Below are 16,037 nucleotides of genomic sequence, written 5' to 3'. Positions count from 1 at the left end.
CAGCGCCCGGCCGCCCCCATGGGCGGGCGCTTCGCCCCGCCCGCGGTCGGGCACTGTCCTCCGGCGAGTGCTCTGCCGTTCGGCCTGCATACCACCTGTCACCCCCGCGCAAGCAGGAGTCTCTTGCCGATATCGCAGCGATCAACGTGAGAGCTAACGGTGGGAGGTCCCCGCTTTCGCGGGGATGACAAGGGGGCGGCGCTCAGCCGTCGTTCATCGCCACCAGTCCGCCCGGCTTGCCAGCGCGCCCTGGGCCTTCGACAGCAGGCGGTTGGCTGGCCCCAGCCGCGGCGGCGCGCCCTCGGCCAAGCGGTCGACGATGACCTCTACCGGGCAGGGCAGGCCCGTCGTCGGGTCGTGATACCGGGGATAGCCGATGAGGGTGGCGTGGGCGAGGCCAGTGAGGGTGGGGCGGGCGGCGCGGCGGGCGGGGACGCGGCCGAGGTCGCGGGTCAGGCCCCAACCGGCGTAGAAGGGTGTGCCGAGGCAGGTCACGGCGCGGTCGCGGATCAGCGCCTCGAACCCGGTGAGGGAGGTGAGGGTCCAGACCTCGTCCGATGCCTCGATCAGGTCGATGATGTCGGCGCCGACCGGGACCTCGTCGGCGTGGGCCCGAGCCTCGGCGTCGGACAGGGCGCCGGGGCGCAGGCCCGCCTCCACGTCCGGATGCGGCTTGTAGACGATGAAAGCCTCGGGGTTCTCCTCGCGCGTGCGGCGGAGGAGGTCGCGGTTACTGCGCACTGCGTCGCAGCCCAGGCGGATCGAAGCGTCGTCCTCGACCTGGCCGGGGACAAGGATGCGTGTTCCGGAATGTTTCGCGCGCGAAACAATCTTGGGTTGTGAATATGTTGGCGCGCCGGGGGCCGGCAGGTTGTACTTCGACAGGCCCCGTTTCCTCAGCATCGCGATCAGTGCCTCGGCGCGGCGCAGTTCGGCGGCGGGCAGGCGGCCCGAGGCGGCGATCAGGTGTTCGAGGTCGCTGGGCCGCGCCGGGTCGTAGTAAATGCCGCTGGCGTCGGTGACGAGCGACAGGGGCGGGACCAGCTCCGCGCCCAACCCCCGGGAGCGCAGGAAACCGTCCTCGACCCGCACGATCCGCGCGGCGCGGTGGGCGTCGGTCTCTTTCCCGGCCCAGACCATCAGCGGGCGGCCGGTGCGGTCGGCGCGGGCGCTGGCGGCCGCGGGGGCGTCGCGGAAGCTCAGGCGCGTGTGACGGCCGAACACCTTTTGCAGGTGACCGCGCTTCCACAGCCGCATGCCGCTGGAGACATAGCCATGCCTGTCCTCGCGCCACGCCCGCGCCTCGGCCTCGAGCGCCGAGATCGCATCCTCGAACTCGCACAGCCGGTCGCGGAACGGATCGTACCATGTCGGGTAGAGGATCATCGCGGCGGCGAACAGTTGCGCACGCGTCAGGCGGCGTTCGCGGCGGGGGGCGGGGCGCTCGTCCTGCGTCAGGCCCCAACCGCCATAGAAGGGCTGGCCGAAGACGCGGGGCTTGTGCCCGGCCAAGATCGCCTCGAACCCCAGTTGTGAAGAGATCGTGTAGACACCGACCGCACCTTCCATCAGCGCCCAGGGGCTGACGGCGTCGGGGTAGAGGGTCGTCCTGCCATCTTCGTGCCGCGCGTCGTAATGGCCGGGGCGGTGGCCCGCGCGTGTCTCGGGATGGGTCTTGATCAGGATGCGCGCGCCCGGGTTCTCGATCTGCGCGACGGCCAGCATCTCGTCGAAGAGCGCCTGCGAGCCGCCGCCGTACCGCACAGAGGCGTCGCCGCGGGTCTGGTCGATGACCAGCACGTAGCCGGGGGCGGGCACGGGCGAGGCGGGGTCGAAGGCGTTGTACTTCGACAGGTGCCAGTGCGCGAGCCGCGCGATCCCGTCGCGCGCGCGGTCGAGCAGCGCGGTGTCGTCCAGCGGATGCGTCGCCAGCAGGTGCTCGAGGTTCGAAGGCGTGGAGGCGTCGAAGTGGACGCCCTGCGTGTCGAGGCAGAGGCCCAGCGGCGGCGATCCGGCACGTCCGGGCAGGACCGAGCGGAGGAAGGCGTCCTCGACCCGCAGGAGCGGGGCGCCGGTGCGCGCGGCCACGGACTCGCCCCGCGCGGCATGGGGGCTGCGGCCCCAGACGCCGACATGATCGCCCGCGCCCGGCCGGCCCAGCCGCACGTCCCAGCCGGCAAGCTGCAGGATGCGCCGCACGCGGCGTTGCGTCAGGAACCCGGCAGTATAGACGAAAAGCCGCCGGGCAGGGTCCTGTCTGGCGGCGAATTCGGCGGCGGGGGCGGGGCGCACCGCGCCCTCAGCTTCCGACGTCGTTGAGCGTCTCGACCGTGCCGACGGTGCCGGTAAGCGCGGTGAGCACCTTGCTCCACTGCACGTAGGGCGCCTCGGTCACGTAGACGGTGTCGCGGTCGCGGATGACGAAGTCGCGCGCCTCGAACATGCCCGTGGGCTCGGTCAGGTCGAGCACGTAGACCACGCGCTGCGGTCCCGCCACGTCGACGCCCAGCACCTGCTCGGCGATGGCCTCGGGCTCGTTGCGGAAGACGAAGACGCCGGTGGGGTCGGCCAGGCTGGTGCGCAGGCCGCCCACGCGGGCGATGGCCTCGATGGCCGAGATCGAGCGTTCTTCGAAATCCACCCGCGCCTGCGTGCCGGTGGCGCCGAGCGCGGTGAACGAGCGGTCGTCCTGCTCGACCAGGATCTTGTCGCCGTCGCGCAGGGCGACGTCCACGGTCGGGTCGCGGAAGATGTCCTCGAACCAGACCTCGCCGCGATGGGGGCCGCGTACCACCGTGACCTGCGCCACCTCGGGCGCGATGGCCAGCCCGCCCGAGCGCGCCAGCATCTGCGCCAGCGTGCGCGTGGGCCGCTGGATCGGGTAGACGCCGGGTGCGGTGACGTCGCCCACCACCGACACGGTCGCGCCGTCGCCGGCCATGCGGCGCACCTGCACCTGCGGGTCCGGCGTCTGCTCGTCCAGCCGGTCGGTGATCAGCCGGCGCACGGCCTCGGGCGTGTTGCCCGCCGCGCGGATGCGGCCGGCATAGGGCACGAAGATGAAGCCGTCGCCGCCGACCTGTACCTCTTCGAGCACCGTGGCGTTCATGCCCTGGTCGGCCAGCAGCCCGTCCTCGACGTTTTCATAGATGGTCAGGCCCAGCGTGTCGCCGGGGCGGATGGTGTCCGAGCCCAGCCGACCGGCGTCCAGGAAGGCTTGCGGGAACCCCAGCGCCGGCACCAAGGCCGTCGCCCGCGTCACCCGGTCGTCGACGGCCACCACGAACGCGTCTCCCTCGCGCTGGACCGATCCGGCGAAGATTTCGGACTTGCTGGGGCCCGACCGGGGCAGGCCGCAGCCCGCTGTCGCGGCGACGAGCGCCATGAGAGCTGCGCCTTTCGCCAAGCGCGATGCCTTGTTGTTCACTGCCCGGTCTCCTCGACCTGTTCGTCTGCCCGCGAATTTTTTCCGGCACGCTACGGGACTTGGGGCAGTCTGGCTAGGCGGGCGGCTACGTGACGACCCGCAACTGTTGCCGAGGGGTCGCTGTGCCGCGCGACAGCGCGTCATAGGGATCGTCGGGGGCGAGCATCATGTCGACGACCTGGCGCAGAAGCTGGCGGCGGCCACGCGCGGAATAGAAGCCGCCGGGGACCTGGCTCGTCTCGAGCAGGAAGTGCCGGTACTCGCGGTAGGCGCGGGCGTCGGGCCGTGCGGGGCGGGCGAAGAACTCGGCCAGCGGCTGGGGCGAGACGAACTCGGGCTTGGCATAGACCGCTGCGCCGAAGACCCGCAGCGGCAGGCCGCGCCACAGCGCCTGCTGCGCGGCGGTCGAGTTCACCGTCACCGCGCTGCGCGCCTGGTCGAGCAGGTGGGCTAGCTTGCCGCCGCGCACGTAGTGCACCCGGTGCGCCACGCCATGCGCGCGCGCCAGCCGCCGGATCGCGTGGCGCTGGTCGGTTCGCCCGTCCTCGAGCGGGTGCGCCTTGAACACCAGGTGGTGATGGCGCGGCGCACCGCGGGCGAAGCCGTCGATCACCGCCTCCAGGAACTCGGCCTGGTCGGCGAAGGGCGAATGCGCAGTGAAGTTGCCGTCATGCGCCAGTTGCAGCAGCGCCAGGTGATACGGGAAGCCGCCGGTCCGGATGCGCCGGGTGGCGCGCACCCGCTGCGCCCAGGTCAGCGGCATGCCCAGCAGGCGGCGCAGGTAGAGCGCGAATTCCTGCCGCACGTCCAATGCCCGGTGCGGGCGGAAGCCGGCGTAGCGGCCGTTCCCCAGCAGCACGAATGCGTGGTAGAGTGCGCCGTAGAAGATGTGGTGACGCATGTCGCCCCAATGCGCCGGCGCCTCGGGCACGTCGGGCTGCGCCCGCTCGAGCGCCGCGCGCATCTCGGGCAGGTCCAGCCCCATCAGCTTCGAATTTCCGTTCGCCCCGCCGCGTTCGTAGGTCACCCAGTAGGGGCGCAGGTACCCCTCCTCGAAGACGTGGATGCGCAGGCCCAGCTCGTGCGCCGCCTCGACCGCCTGGGCGTGGACGGGCCGGGTGTCGCCGTAAAGCACGAGGTCGCTGATGCCGTGATGGCGCACCAGCGCCCGAAACGCCTGCGGCCAGTCTTCGGGAGGCTCGGCATACGGGATGAAGCTGTGGCGTTCGGACCAGAACGCCTGGTCCCCGCGGTTGAAGCCCACGCGCCAAACGCGCCCGCCCGCCGCGCGCAGCATCGCGGCCAGCCGGTCGAAGAACGGCCCGTGCGGCCCCTGCAGGAACAGGAACCGCGGTGCTGCCGCGTCGTGCTCGTGCCTCATCCGTCCCCTCGCCCCGTTCCGGGTGCTTCCCTGACCTGCCTATCCACCATGGCGCGCTTTCCGGCAAGCTCATGACGCCGCCGGGGTGATGTCGCGCCGCTTGCGTGACCGCCGGGCCGGGGCTAGTGAGGGGCGCAAGCAGGAGGCACGCGCCATGTTCACGGGCATCATCACCGACATCGGAGAGGTTCTTGCGGTCGAGCGGCGCGGCGACCTGCGCGCGCGCATCGCCACCGCCTACGACATCGACGGCATCGACATCGGCGCGTCCATCGCCTGCGACGGCGTGTGCCTGACGGTCATCGCCACCGGCACCGAGCCGCGCGGCTGGTTCGACGTCGAGATCTCGGCCGAAACGGTGTCGGCCACGAACATCGGGCAGGACGGCTGGCCGGTGGGCCGGCGGCTCAACCTCGAACGCGCCCTGCGCGTGGGCGACGAGCTCGGCGGCCACATCGTCTCGGGTCACGTGGACGGCGTGGCCGAGGTGACCGAGGTCCGGGACGAGGGCGACAGCACGCGGGTGACGCTGAAGGCGCCCGAGGCGCTGGCCAAGTTCATCGCGCCCAAGGGCTCGGTCGCGCTCAACGGCACCTCGCTCACGGTCAACGAGGTCGACGGCACGAGTTTCGGCATCAACTTCATACCGCACACCAAGCAGGCGACGACCTGGAGCGGGGTGAAGACCGGCGACGTGGTGAACCTCGAAATCGACACCATGGCCCGCTACGTCGCTCGCCTGCGCGACTGGGGCTGACGACGCCCGTTCCATCTTCGGTCCTCAAATATCCCGGGGGAGCCGCCGCAGGCGGCGGGGGCAGAGCCCCCGTCACGCGGAGAGGCGTGCGCGCGCAAGCGCGCTCCGCTGACCTGGCCGGTGCCGCGACGTCGGCGGAACCGCTTGCGCCGCGCGGGGATTTCCCCGCCGTAGCGCAAGCCGAAGGAGCCGCATGACACCGCCGGATGGACATCACGCCGCCCTCGGCGCGCACCGTGTGGCGCGGCCGGGCGTGAATTGCCTGGCGGTCGAACGCGCGGCGCGGGCCGACGTGTTGATGGACAACGCCGCCTACTTTTCGGCGGTGCGCCGGGCGCTGGAAGGGGCGCGGCGGTCGGTGCTGATCGTGGGCTGGACCTTCGATCCGCGCATGCAGCTCGAGCCGCTGAACCCGGACGATCCCGGAGAGATCGGGCCGCTCCTGAAACGGTTGAGCGCCGAGCGGCCGGACCTCGAGATCCGGGTGCTGGCCTGGGACGCGGCGGCGGTGGTGTCGCTGGGCAAGCGGCTGATGCCGCAGCGGGGGCACCTTTACTTCGCGTGCACCCGCGTGCGCTTCGCGCTCGACAACCGGGTGCCTTACGGCGCGACGCTGCACCAGAAGCTGGTGGTCGTCGACGACGCCGTGGCCTTCGTCTCGGGCGCGGATTTCAGCGGCAACCGCTGGGACCGGGCCGAGCACCTGGACGAGGATGCGGGTCGGCGGATGCCAGGCGGCGGCCTAGGGCCGCCGCGCCACACGATGAGCCTGTCGCTGACCGGCCCGGTCGCGCGCGCCGTGGGCGACGTGGCCCGGCAGCGGTGGTCTGCCGTCACGGACGAAGAGGTGCCCGCCGTCGAGGGCGCCGCGGAGCCGGTGGCGCAGGGCGCCCGCACGCTGCACGACGTGCCCGTGGCGCTGGCGCGCACCGTGCCGGCCGACACGCCCGATGGCGAGGTGCGCGAGAACGAGGCGCTGTTCCTCGACGCCATCGCCGCCGCGCGCGGGCTCATCTACGCCGAGTCGCAATACCTGACCTCGACCGTCATACGCGACGCGCTGGCCCGGCGGCTGGCCGAGCCGGACGGCCCCGAGGTGGTGCTGGTCACGGCGAAACATGCGCCGTCAGCCTATGATCGTGCGGTGATGGACGCGCAGCGGCGCGGATTCCTCGCCGCGTTGCGGCAGGCGGATGCGCACGGGCGGTTCCACGCCTTCTATCCGCTCACGCGCGGGGGGACGCCGATCTCGGTGCATTCGAAGCTGATGATCGTGGACGACCGCTTCCTGCGCATCGGGTCGAGCAACCTGGCCAACCGCTCGCTCGGCTACGATGTCGAGTGCGACGCGGCGGTGGAGCTGGACCCCGGCGATCCGCAGGAGGCGGCGGTGTTCGAGGCGCGGATGCGCGTGCTGGCGCATTTCCTTGGCTGCGCGCCGGGCGAGGCCGCGCGCGCCGTGCGCGGGCGGGGCGGCATGGGCGCGGCCATCGCCGCGCTCGACCCCGAAGGCAGGCGGCTCGCACCGCTCTGGCCGGTGGCGCGGGATGACCGCGGCACCTCGCTTTCCAAGCTGCACCTGGGCGATCCCCGCTCGGCGTCCGAGGCATGGCGCCCGTGGCGGAGACGCGCCTGAGGCACGGGCGCAGCGGGAACCATCCCCGGACCCTCCCGTTGGTTTTCACTTTCGCCAACGGGGATCGTTCCATGAAGTCCACCAGCCAGACCCGCGCCGCCGACCCGCAGACCAAGCAGGCCGAGGCGCTGGATCTCTATCGCCGCACCCGCGACAGGACCCGTGACCTCTGCGCCGACCTGCGTACCGAGGACATGGTCGTGCAGTCGATGGAGGATGCCAGTCCCACGAAGTGGCACCTGGCGCACACGACGTGGTTCTTCGAGCAGTTCATCCTGCGCGAGCACATGCCGGGCTACGAGTCCCCCGATGACCGCTTCGCGTTCCTGTTCAACTCGTACTACGTGCAGGCCGGGCCGCGGCACACGCGCTCGAACCGCGGCCTGATCACCCGGCCCGGCGTCGCCGAGGTGATGTCGTTCCGCGAGCACGTGGACGCCTCGATGGAGCGGCTGCTGGAGCAGGGCGATCCCGCCGTGGCGGAGTTGGCGGTGCTGGGCTGTCATCACGAGATGCAGCACCAGGAGCTGCTGGTCACCGACCTGTTGCACGCGCTGTCGTTCAACCCGCTTCTGCCCGCGATCCGGGCGCCCGAGCCGATGCCGGTGGCCGCGGAGCATCAGATGGGCTGGACCGACCACGAGGGCGGCATCCGCGAAATCGGGCACGCGGGCGAAGGCTTCTCCTACGACTGCGAGGAGCCGCGCCACGAGGTGCTGTTGCGCCCGTTCCGGCTGGCGACACGGCCCGTGACCAACCGCGACTGGATCGCCTTCATCGAGGACGGAGGCTACGAGAGCGCGCCGCTCTGGCTGTCGGACGGCTGGGCCACGGTCGAGCGCGAGGGCTGGGACGCGCCGCTCTACTGGTGGCGCGACGGCGAGGAGTGGTGGACTTTCACGCCGCGCGGGCCGCAGCCCGTGAACCTCGACGCGCCGGTGGCGCATGTCAGTTATTATGAGGCCGACGCCTTCGCCCGCTGGGCCGGCAAACGCCTGCCGACCGAGGCCGAGTGGGAGGTCGCGGCGCGGGACCTGCCGATCGAGGGCAACTTCATGGACGACGGCCAGCTGCGTCCGCTGCCGGGGCAGGGCCGTCACCAGATGTACGGCGACGTGTGGGAATGGACGCAAAGCCCGTTCACGCCGTATCCCGGCTTCCGCCCGCCCGAGGGCGCCATCGGGGAATACAACGGCAAGTTCATGTGCAGCCAGTTCGTCCTGCGCGGCGGCGCCTGCACAACGCCGCTCGAGCAGATGCGGCCGAGCTATCGCAATTTCTTCTATCCCCATCAGCGCTGGCAGACGACCGGCCTGCGGCTGGCCGAGGACGGCTGAGGCGCGCGGCGGACACGCTTCGTCAACGAACGTGCGGTAACGGTCGCGGCGCGATTGCGCGGGCGGCCGGGCCGCCCTAGCTTTGCGCGGTTGCGCTCTGGGGCCGGGAATCATGACGTACTGCGTGGGACTTCTTCTGGACGAGGGCATCGTCCTTCTGTCGGACACCCGCACCAATGCGGGCTTCGACAACATCTCGTCATACCGCAAGATGTTCACCTTCACCGATCCGGGCGAGCGGGTTATCGCGATCATGACCGCCGGCAGCCTGTCGACCACGCAGACCACCATCGCGCGGCTGACCGAGGGGGTCGAGGACCCGGAGAACGGGCCGGTGCCGTCGATCCTTCAGGCCGCGTCGATGTCCGAAGTGGCGCGCATCGTCGGCGATACGCTGGGCGCGGTGGCCAGCGAAATCGGATCAAAGATGGGCGCGATGGCACAGAACGCCTCGGCCACGCTGATCGTGGGCGGGCAGCGCAAGGGCGGCGAGATGCGGTTGTTCCTCGTCTATCCCGAGGGGAATTTCATCGAGGCGACGCGCGACACCCCGTTCCTGCAGATCGGCGAACACAAGTACGGCAAGCCCATCCTGGACCGCGTGGTGCGGCCTGAGACGTCGCTGGCCGACGGGCAGAAGGCGGCGCTTCTGTCGATGGATTCGACCCTGCGCTCGAACCTGAGCGTGGGCATGCCGCTCGACCTCGTGGTGATCGAGAAGGACGCGCTGGAGCTGTCGGTGTCGCGGCGGATCGAGCCCGACGACACGACCTTCCAAAAGATGTCGGTGGACTGGTCCGAGGCGCTGCGCGAGGCATTCGGGCAGATCAAGCTCTAGCTCAGGCCGGCTCGACCTCCTGCGCATGCAGGAACTGCGCGGCGGCGGCGTTGAAGAAGCGCTGCCGAGTCGCCGGGACCTCCATCATGATCTCGTGGCGCGCGGCGCTCGCGACCTCCAGCCGGCCGCCCGGCCAGCGCTTCATGCGCGCGTGGATGCGGTCCACGTCGACGATGGTCTCGTCCGTGCCGACGAAGGTCGTGGTGGGCAGGTCGGGCGAGGGGCGGGCGTCAAGCGCGCGGGTTTCCTTCAGCGCCTCGTAAAGCCAGCGCATGCTGGGCCCCCCGAGCGACAGGTCGGGATACGTCTGCACCTGCGCCACCATGTAGTCGAAGCTGTCGCGATCCGAGGTCAGCGAGTTCTCGTCGAAGGGTGACGCGCCGACGACCGTGTTGGCCGAGGTGCCCGGCGCGTAGCGATGGTCCAACCCCACGGCCCGCAGCCCCCAGGACAGCGACCAGGCCAGCGGGCGGATGGCCGGGGCGAGCCGGATGCCCCACATCGGCGCGCTGAACATGGCCGAGCGGACGGGCAGCCCCTCCATCAGTGCGCGCAGGCCGATGCAGCCGCCCATGGAGTGGGCGACCAGGTGAAACGGCTCGGGCAGGCCTAGCCCCCGCGCCGCGCGCAGCATGGCCGAGGCGTCCTGTTGGTAGTCGGAAAAGTGCATGACGTGACCCGATAGCGGGTCGTCGAGCATGCGGTCGGCCAGTCCTTGGCCGCGCCAGTCGATGGCGATGGTGGAAAAGCCGCGCGCCCCGAATTCGCGGGCGACGCGGCCGTATTTCTCGACGTACTCGGTGCGGCCGGGAAACAGCAGCACCGTGCCGCGCCCGCCGGTGGGCCAGTGGGCCACGCGGACGCGGGTGCCATCCTGGGTCGTCAGCCAGTGCGCCGCCCCGCCCTCGGGGCCGTCGGCCACGTCGGCATGCAACGGCGCGGGCTCCATCTTACGACAGCGCCGAGGCGAGCTTCATCGCGGTGCCCATGTCGCCGTCGATCTTGAGCCGGCCGGACATGAAGGCGCTCGTCGGGTTCAGGTCGCCCTCGAGGATCGAGCGGAAGGTGTCGGCGTCGGCGGTCATGGTGACGTCGGTGTCGTCGTCCGATTCGCGCGCGCCGGCGCCGTCGAGCACGATGTTGCCCTCGTCCTCGATCACGAACTTGGCCGAGCCGTCGAAGCCGTTGCCGACTTTTTCGTTCAGGGCCACAACGGCCTGGTCGATCACTTCGCTCATCGTCTTCCTCTCCTTGTGAACGCCGGGCGGGTCGCTTTCCGGCGCGCTTGCGCTAAAGTCGTCCCGAGTTATGGGTGTTCCGATGCGACTTCTCAAACACGCCGTTACGTCCCTTCTGATCGCGCTGCCGCTTTCGGCTGCCGCGCAGGAGCAGGACCTGAGCGATCTCTACGCCGCGCTGCGCGAGGCCGGACCCGAAGAGGCGCAGCAGATCGAGCGCAAGATCTGGGAGGAATGGTCCCGCAGCGGCTCGCCCTCGATGGACCTGCTGCTGCAGCGGGGGCAGGAGGCGCTGGAAGCCGGGGACGCCGGTCGCGCGATCGAGCATTTCTCGGCCCTGATCGATCATGCGCCCGGTTTCGCCGAAGGCTACAACGCCCGCGCCACCGCCTATTACGCCGCCGACCGCTACGGCCAGTCGCTCGACGATCTGCGCATGGCGCTGGCGCTGAACCCGAATCACTTCGGGGCGATGACAGGGCTCGCGCTGATCCTGACCGAGATCGGGCGCGACCAGGACGCGCTCGAGGTCTGGCGCCGGGTGCGCGAGATGAACCCCCAGCAGGACGGGCTCGACTCGCGGATCGAGATGCTGGAGCGCGAGGTCGAAGGCCGGACGCTTTAGCCCATGACCACCCAGCGCCAGCGCATCGCCACCCGGATGTCGCGCTGGGTGCAGAAGCCCTTGCTGTCGGGCATAAGATCACACGCCATGGCGCGGCGGCTGTTCGAGATGAACGCCGCCCTTCTGCACATGAAGCCGTCGGGCCTGCGCATCCGGCCCGAGGTGCTGCATCACGGCGCGGACACGGTGCCCTGCGCCTGGATCGATCGGGGCGGGCGGACCGAGCGCGGCGTCGTTCTGTACCTGCATGGTGGCGGCTTCGTGCTGGGATCGGTCAAGGGTTACGCGCACCTGATCGGATGCCTGGCCGAGGCGGCGGAAATGGCGGGTTTGGGTGTCGACTATCGCCTTGCCCCCGAGCATCCGTTTCCCGCGGCGCTGGACGACGCGATGACGGCGTATCTTGCGCTGCTCGACCGGTGCGCGCCGTCGCGCATCGCCATCGTCGGCGATAGCGCGGGCGGGACGCTGGCTCTGGCGCTGTTGCACCGGATCGGGGCAGAGGGGCTGCCGTATCCGGGCGCGGTCGCGGCGGTTTCTCCGGCCACCGACATGACCGGCGCCTCGCCGTCGCTTCATGAGAACAGGCGCTCCGACGTTCTGGTGCCGCTCGACTGGGCCGAGCGGGGTGTGCGCGCCTATGCCCGCGACACCGACCCGCGCGACCCGCGCCTGTCGCCGCTTTTCGGGCGCTTTGCCGGCGCGCCGCCGGTGATGATCCAGGTGGTGACCGAGGAAGTGCTGCGCGACGACGGGCGGCGCATGGCCGAGGCGCTGCGCGCGCAGGGTGTCGAGGTCAGGCTTGATGAATGGTCGGGCGTCCCCCATGTCTGGCACCTCCTTTGCGGGTGGACGGAGGAGGCCGACCGGGGGATCGCGGACATCGCGGACTTCATCAGGGAACACGTCCCGGCGGCCTGAAGGGGCCCTTGTTGCCGCCGCCCGAGTTTTGTTTAGTGGTCCCAGCACAACTGCGAGCAGCGATGACAGAAAGCCGGATCACCGCGGTCCTCGGCCCCACCAACACCGGAAAGACCCATTACGCGATCGAGCGGATGCTGGCGCACCGCACGGGCGTGATCGGTCTGCCACTGCGTCTGCTGGCGCGCGAGGTCTATGACCGGATCGTGGCGATCCGCGGCCCCTCGGTCGTGGCGCTGGTGACGGGCGAGGAACGGATCGTGCCCGAACGGACCCAGTACTGGGTCTGCACGGTCGAGGCGATGCCGGACGGAATGGGCGCGGATTTCCTGGCCGTCGACGAGATCCAGCTTTGCGCCGACCCCGAGCGGGGGCACGTCTTCACCGACCGGCTGCTGCGCGCGCGCGGGCTGCACGAGACGCTGTTCCTGGGCTCGGACACCATGCGCAACGCCATCGCGGCGCTGGTGCCGGGCGTGCAGTTCATGCGGCGCGAGCGGTTTAGCGAGCTCACCTACGCGGGCGCGAAGAAGATCAGCCGGATGCAGCCGCGCTCGGCCATCGTCGGATTCTCGGTCGAGAACGTCTATGCCATCGCCGAACTGCTCCGCCGCCAGAAGGGCGGGGCGGCCGTGGTGATGGGGGCGCTCAGCCCGCGCACGCGCAACGCGCAGGTCGAGATGTACCAGAATGGCGACGTCGACTTCCTGGTGGCGACCGACGCCATCGGGATGGGCCTGAACCTCGACATCAAGCATGTCGCGTTCTCCTCGACCCGCAAGTTCGACGGCCGCCGGATGCGCGACCTCGCCCCGAACGAGCTGGCGCAGATCGCGGGGCGGGCCGGGCGGCACATGACGCCGGGCAGCTTCGGCGTGACCGGCGAGGCGCCGCCGCTGTCGGACGAGACGGTGGAGGCGATCACCAACCACCGCTTCACGCCCATCCGAAAGCTTCAGTGGCGCAACGACCGGCTGAACTTCGCCACCGTCGACAACCTCGTCGCCTCGCTCGAGGAGGGGACGCAGGACGAATGGCTGATGAAGGCGCGCGAGGCCGACGACCTGGGCGCGCTGAAGTCGCTGGCCGAGGTGCCCGAGGTGCGCGAACGGGCTGTTTCCCCGCGCGACGTTCGGCTTCTGTGGGACGTCTGCCGCATTCCCGACTTCCGCGGCATCAGTTCGTCCGAGCACGCAAACCTGCTGGAGCGCATTTTCGGCTTCCTGCACGAATGGGGGCGGGTGCCCGACGACTGGCTGGCCCGGCAGGTGAAGCGCATCGACCGAACCGACGGGGATATCGATGCGTTGTCCAAGAGGCTGGCGTATATTCGCACATGGACCTACGTCGCTCAGCGAAAGGGCTGGGTGGACGACGAAACTCATTGGCGCGGGGCGACTCGCGCGGTAGAAGACCGACTGTCCGACGCGCTCCATGGGGCGCTGACGCAGCGGTTCGTGGACCGGCGGACAAGCGTGCTGCTCCGCCGGCTCAAGCAGAAGGAGGGCCTGGTGGCCGAGGTGAACGATAAAGGCGAAGTGACCGTCGAGGGTCAGTTCGTGGGACGGCTGGAAGGCTTCCGCTTCCGTCAGGACCAAAGCGCGTCTGCGGACGAGGCAAAGACGGTCAGGCAGGCGTCGGTGCAGGCCCTGCGTCCCGAATTCCACCTGCGCTCGGACCGTTTCTACAACGCGCCGGACACCGAGATCGACTATACCGAGCAGGGCGGCCTGATGTGGGGCGACCAGGCGGTGGGCAAGCTTGTCGCCGGACCCGAGCCGCTCAAGCCCGGCGTCGAGGTCTTCGTCGACGACGAGGCGGGCCCCGAGGTCGCGCAGAAGGTGCAGCGCCGCCTGCAACACTTCATCGACCGCAAGATCGCGAGCCTCTTCGAGCCGCTCCTGGCCATGCAGCGTGACGAGCAGCTGACCGGCCTCGCCCGCGGCTTCGCATTCCGGCTTATCGAAAATCTCGGCATCCTGCCGCGCTCGGGCGTGGCGCAGGAGGTGAAGGAGCTGGACCAGGACGCGCGTGGCGCGCTGCGCAAGCATGGTGTCCGCTTCGGCCAGTTTACCATCTTCTTGCCCCTCTTGCTCAAGCCCGCGCCGACGCGGCTGCGGCTGGTGCTGTGGTCGCTGTCGAAGGGCTTCGACGTCTTCCCCGAAAGCCCGCCGCCGGGCCTGGTGACGATCCCGGTGGTCGAGGGCACGCCAGAGGGCAGCTATACCATGTCGGGCTACGCCAAGGCCGGCCACCGCGCCATTCGCATCGACATGCTCGAGCGTCTGGCCGACCTGCTGCGCCCCTGCGACAGCCGTGGCGGGTTCGAGGCGACGCCGGACATGCTGTCGATCACCGGCCTCACGCTGGAGCAGTTCGCCGACCTGATGCAGGGCCTCGGCTATCGCGCCGAGAAGGGCGAGCGGGTGAAGCCCAAGCCGCAGGCTGTCGACGTGGCCAAGCCGCAGGCCGTCGACGTGCCCGACCCGCAGCCGACCGAGGTGCCAGGCGACCAGCCGGGCGAGGGTACGCCACAGCCGCCGCAGGAAACTCCGGTCGAACAGCCCGACGAGCCGCCCGCGCGGCCGGACGAAACGCCGCCCTCGCAGCCCGAGGAGGTGCCGGGAGAGGAGGACGCCGCGCTCGCCGTGGCCGAGGCCGACGCCGTGCAGGTCGAGGAGCCCGAGAAGGAGGTGTTCTTCACCTTCACCTGGGCCGGCAACCGCGGTCAGCGCCGCGAGGGGCAGGGCCAGGGCCAGCGCCGTCCGCGCGGGCAGGGCAAGCCCGGCGGCCGTCCGCAGGGCAAGCGCGGTCCGAAGGACGCCAAGCGCGGGCCCAAGGGCGACAAGCCGCAGAACTTCCAGTCGCGTCCGCCGCGCAAGGAAAAGGCCATCGACCCCGACAATCCCTTCGCGGCCGCGCTGATGGGGCTGAAGGACAAGGGCTGACGTGACCGAGCCGCGCCCGACGATCCGGCTGGACAAGTGGCTGTGGTTCGCGCGCTTCTTCAAGACACGTGGGCTGGCCACCAAGCAGGTGGCCGCCGGCCACGTTCGGGTCAACTCGGCGCGCGTCGACAAGCCGTCCTCCGCCGTGGGCGCGGGGGACGTGCTGACCTTCCCGCAGGGGCGGCGGATTCGCGTCGTCCGCATCCTCGCGCTGGGCGAGCGGCGCGGCCCCGCGCCGGAGGCGCAGGCGCTTTACGACGACCTGACGCCGGACGAACCGGACGTCCCGCCCAACCCGCGCTTCGAGGGAAAGGGGCGCCCCACGAAGAAGGATCGCCGGGACACGGTTTCAAAGTTCCCGCCGCCGCTTGAATGATCCCGGGACCTCGTCTAGGTCAGCCGAAAGCCTGAGAAGGGACGCTTCCATGACCTATGTCGTCACCGACAACTGCATCGCCTGCAAGTATACCGACTGCGTCGAGGTCTGCCCGGTTGATTGCTTCTACGAAGGCGAGAACATGCTGGTCATCCACCCCGACGAATGCATCGATTGCGGGGTGTGTGAGCCGGAGTGTCCCGCCGACGCCATCCGCCCGGACACCGAGCCGGACATGGAGAAATGGGTTGAGTTCAATCGAAAATATTCCGAGAACTGGCCCGTGATCATCACCAAGAAGGACCCGCTGCCCGAGGCCGAGGAACGCGACGGCGAAGAGGGCAAGCTGGACAAATACTTCTCGGAAGCGCCGGGCGAGGGCGGCTGACCTCGCCTCGCCGGCTGCGCGAATCCCCGCGCGGTCGACCGATTTGTCTACAATCGGGTGCCGTGGCCCTTTAAAGTGCCGCGCTCTTGCGCTATATGGCTAAGGTCGCAGGGATGCCTGCGGCAGGGTGCGTCGTTCGCTCTCGGGGGGAGCGTGCGGCGCGGA

14 protein-coding genes are annotated in these 16,037 nt (G+C 70.2%); 9 read left to right on the top strand and 5 right to left on the bottom strand.

Going from position 1 to position 16,037, the window contains the following annotated elements:
- Window positions 1-213: 213 nt before the first annotated feature.
- The 3 genes from BM162_RS13780 to BM162_RS13770 form a co-directional block, all read right to left on the bottom strand.
- Complete coding sequence (locus tag BM162_RS13780; protein ID WP_093423032.1) at window positions 214-2,292, bottom strand: capsule polysaccharide biogenesis protein; 2,079 nt, start codon at window positions 2,290-2,292, stop codon at window positions 214-216.
- A 7-nt stretch (window positions 2,293-2,299) separates the two neighbouring features.
- Entirely contained in the window at window positions 2,300-3,427 is a 1,128-nt protein-coding gene (locus BM162_RS13775) for a polysaccharide biosynthesis/export family protein (protein WP_500691298.1), read from the bottom strand.
- A gap of 85 nt (window positions 3,428-3,512) precedes the next feature.
- On the bottom strand, window positions 3,513-4,808 hold the full coding sequence (locus BM162_RS13770; protein ID WP_093423027.1) for a capsule polysaccharide biogenesis protein: 1,296 nt from the start codon (window positions 4,806-4,808) through the stop codon (window positions 3,513-3,515).
- Between the two features lie 154 nt (window positions 4,809-4,962).
- Between BM162_RS13770 and BM162_RS13765 the strand changes: the two genes are divergently transcribed.
- The 4 genes from BM162_RS13765 (at window position 4,963) to BM162_RS13750 (ending at window position 9,376) form a co-directional block, all read left to right on the top strand.
- Window positions 4,963-5,565, top strand: a complete 603-nt coding sequence (locus BM162_RS13765) for a riboflavin synthase (protein WP_093423024.1) — start codon at window positions 4,963-4,965, stop codon at window positions 5,563-5,565.
- 193 nt (window positions 5,566-5,758) lie between these two features.
- A complete protein-coding gene (locus BM162_RS13760) occupies window positions 5,759-7,201 on the top strand; it encodes a phospholipase D-like domain-containing protein (protein ID WP_093423022.1) in 1,443 nt (480 codons plus the stop codon).
- Between the two features lie 71 nt (window positions 7,202-7,272).
- Entirely contained in the window at window positions 7,273-8,538 is a 1,266-nt protein-coding gene (gene egtB, locus BM162_RS13755) for an ergothioneine biosynthesis protein EgtB (RefSeq protein ID WP_093423019.1), read from the top strand.
- Between the two features lie 112 nt (window positions 8,539-8,650).
- Window positions 8,651-9,376, top strand: a complete 726-nt coding sequence (locus BM162_RS13750; RefSeq protein ID WP_093423016.1) for a proteasome-type protease — start codon at window positions 8,651-8,653, stop codon at window positions 9,374-9,376.
- Between the two features lies 1 nt (window position 9,377).
- On the opposite strand, the gene BM162_RS13745 is transcribed toward BM162_RS13750, so the two are convergent.
- Window positions 9,378-10,325 carry an alpha/beta fold hydrolase gene (locus BM162_RS13745; RefSeq protein ID WP_093423014.1) on the bottom strand — a complete coding sequence of 316 codons (948 nt, stop codon included), beginning with the start codon at window positions 10,323-10,325 and terminating at the stop codon, window positions 9,378-9,380.
- A gap of 1 nt (window position 10,326) precedes the next feature.
- Window positions 10,327-10,614, bottom strand: coding sequence for an SCP2 sterol-binding domain-containing protein (locus tag BM162_RS13740; protein ID WP_093423011.1), 288 nt, complete (start codon window positions 10,612-10,614; stop codon window positions 10,327-10,329).
- A gap of 82 nt (window positions 10,615-10,696) precedes the next feature.
- On the opposite strand from BM162_RS13740, the gene BM162_RS13735 reads away from it, so the two are divergent.
- From BM162_RS13735 to fdxA, 5 genes are all read left to right on the top strand, one after another.
- Window positions 10,697-11,239 carry a tetratricopeptide repeat protein gene (locus tag BM162_RS13735; RefSeq protein WP_245759271.1) on the top strand — a complete coding sequence of 181 codons (543 nt, stop codon included), beginning with the start codon at window positions 10,697-10,699 and terminating at the stop codon, window positions 11,237-11,239.
- 3 nt (window positions 11,240-11,242) lie between these two features.
- Window positions 11,243-12,160, top strand: a complete 918-nt coding sequence (locus BM162_RS13730; RefSeq protein ID WP_093423009.1) for an alpha/beta hydrolase — start codon at window positions 11,243-11,245, stop codon at window positions 12,158-12,160.
- 62 nt (window positions 12,161-12,222) lie between these two features.
- Window positions 12,223-15,108 carry a helicase-related protein gene (locus BM162_RS13725; protein WP_093423006.1) on the top strand — a complete coding sequence of 962 codons (2,886 nt, stop codon included), beginning with the start codon at window positions 12,223-12,225 and terminating at the stop codon, window positions 15,106-15,108.
- 1 nt (window position 15,109) lies between these two features.
- Window positions 15,110-15,484, top strand: coding sequence for an RNA-binding S4 domain-containing protein (locus BM162_RS13720; protein WP_093423003.1), 375 nt, complete (start codon window positions 15,110-15,112; stop codon window positions 15,482-15,484).
- Window positions 15,485-15,533: 49 nt separating this feature from the next.
- Window positions 15,534-15,872, top strand: coding sequence for a ferredoxin FdxA (fdxA, locus tag BM162_RS13715; RefSeq protein ID WP_093423001.1), 339 nt, complete (start codon window positions 15,534-15,536; stop codon window positions 15,870-15,872).
- The last annotated feature ends 165 nt before the right edge of the window (window positions 15,873-16,037 follow it).

This window comes from Tranquillimonas alkanivorans (assembly GCF_900115595.1).
GTDB lineage: Bacteria > Pseudomonadota > Alphaproteobacteria > Rhodobacterales > Rhodobacteraceae > Tranquillimonas > Tranquillimonas alkanivorans.
The sequence above is the reverse complement of the archived record's forward strand: the minus strand, read 5'-3'. Positions and strand labels throughout refer to the sequence as shown.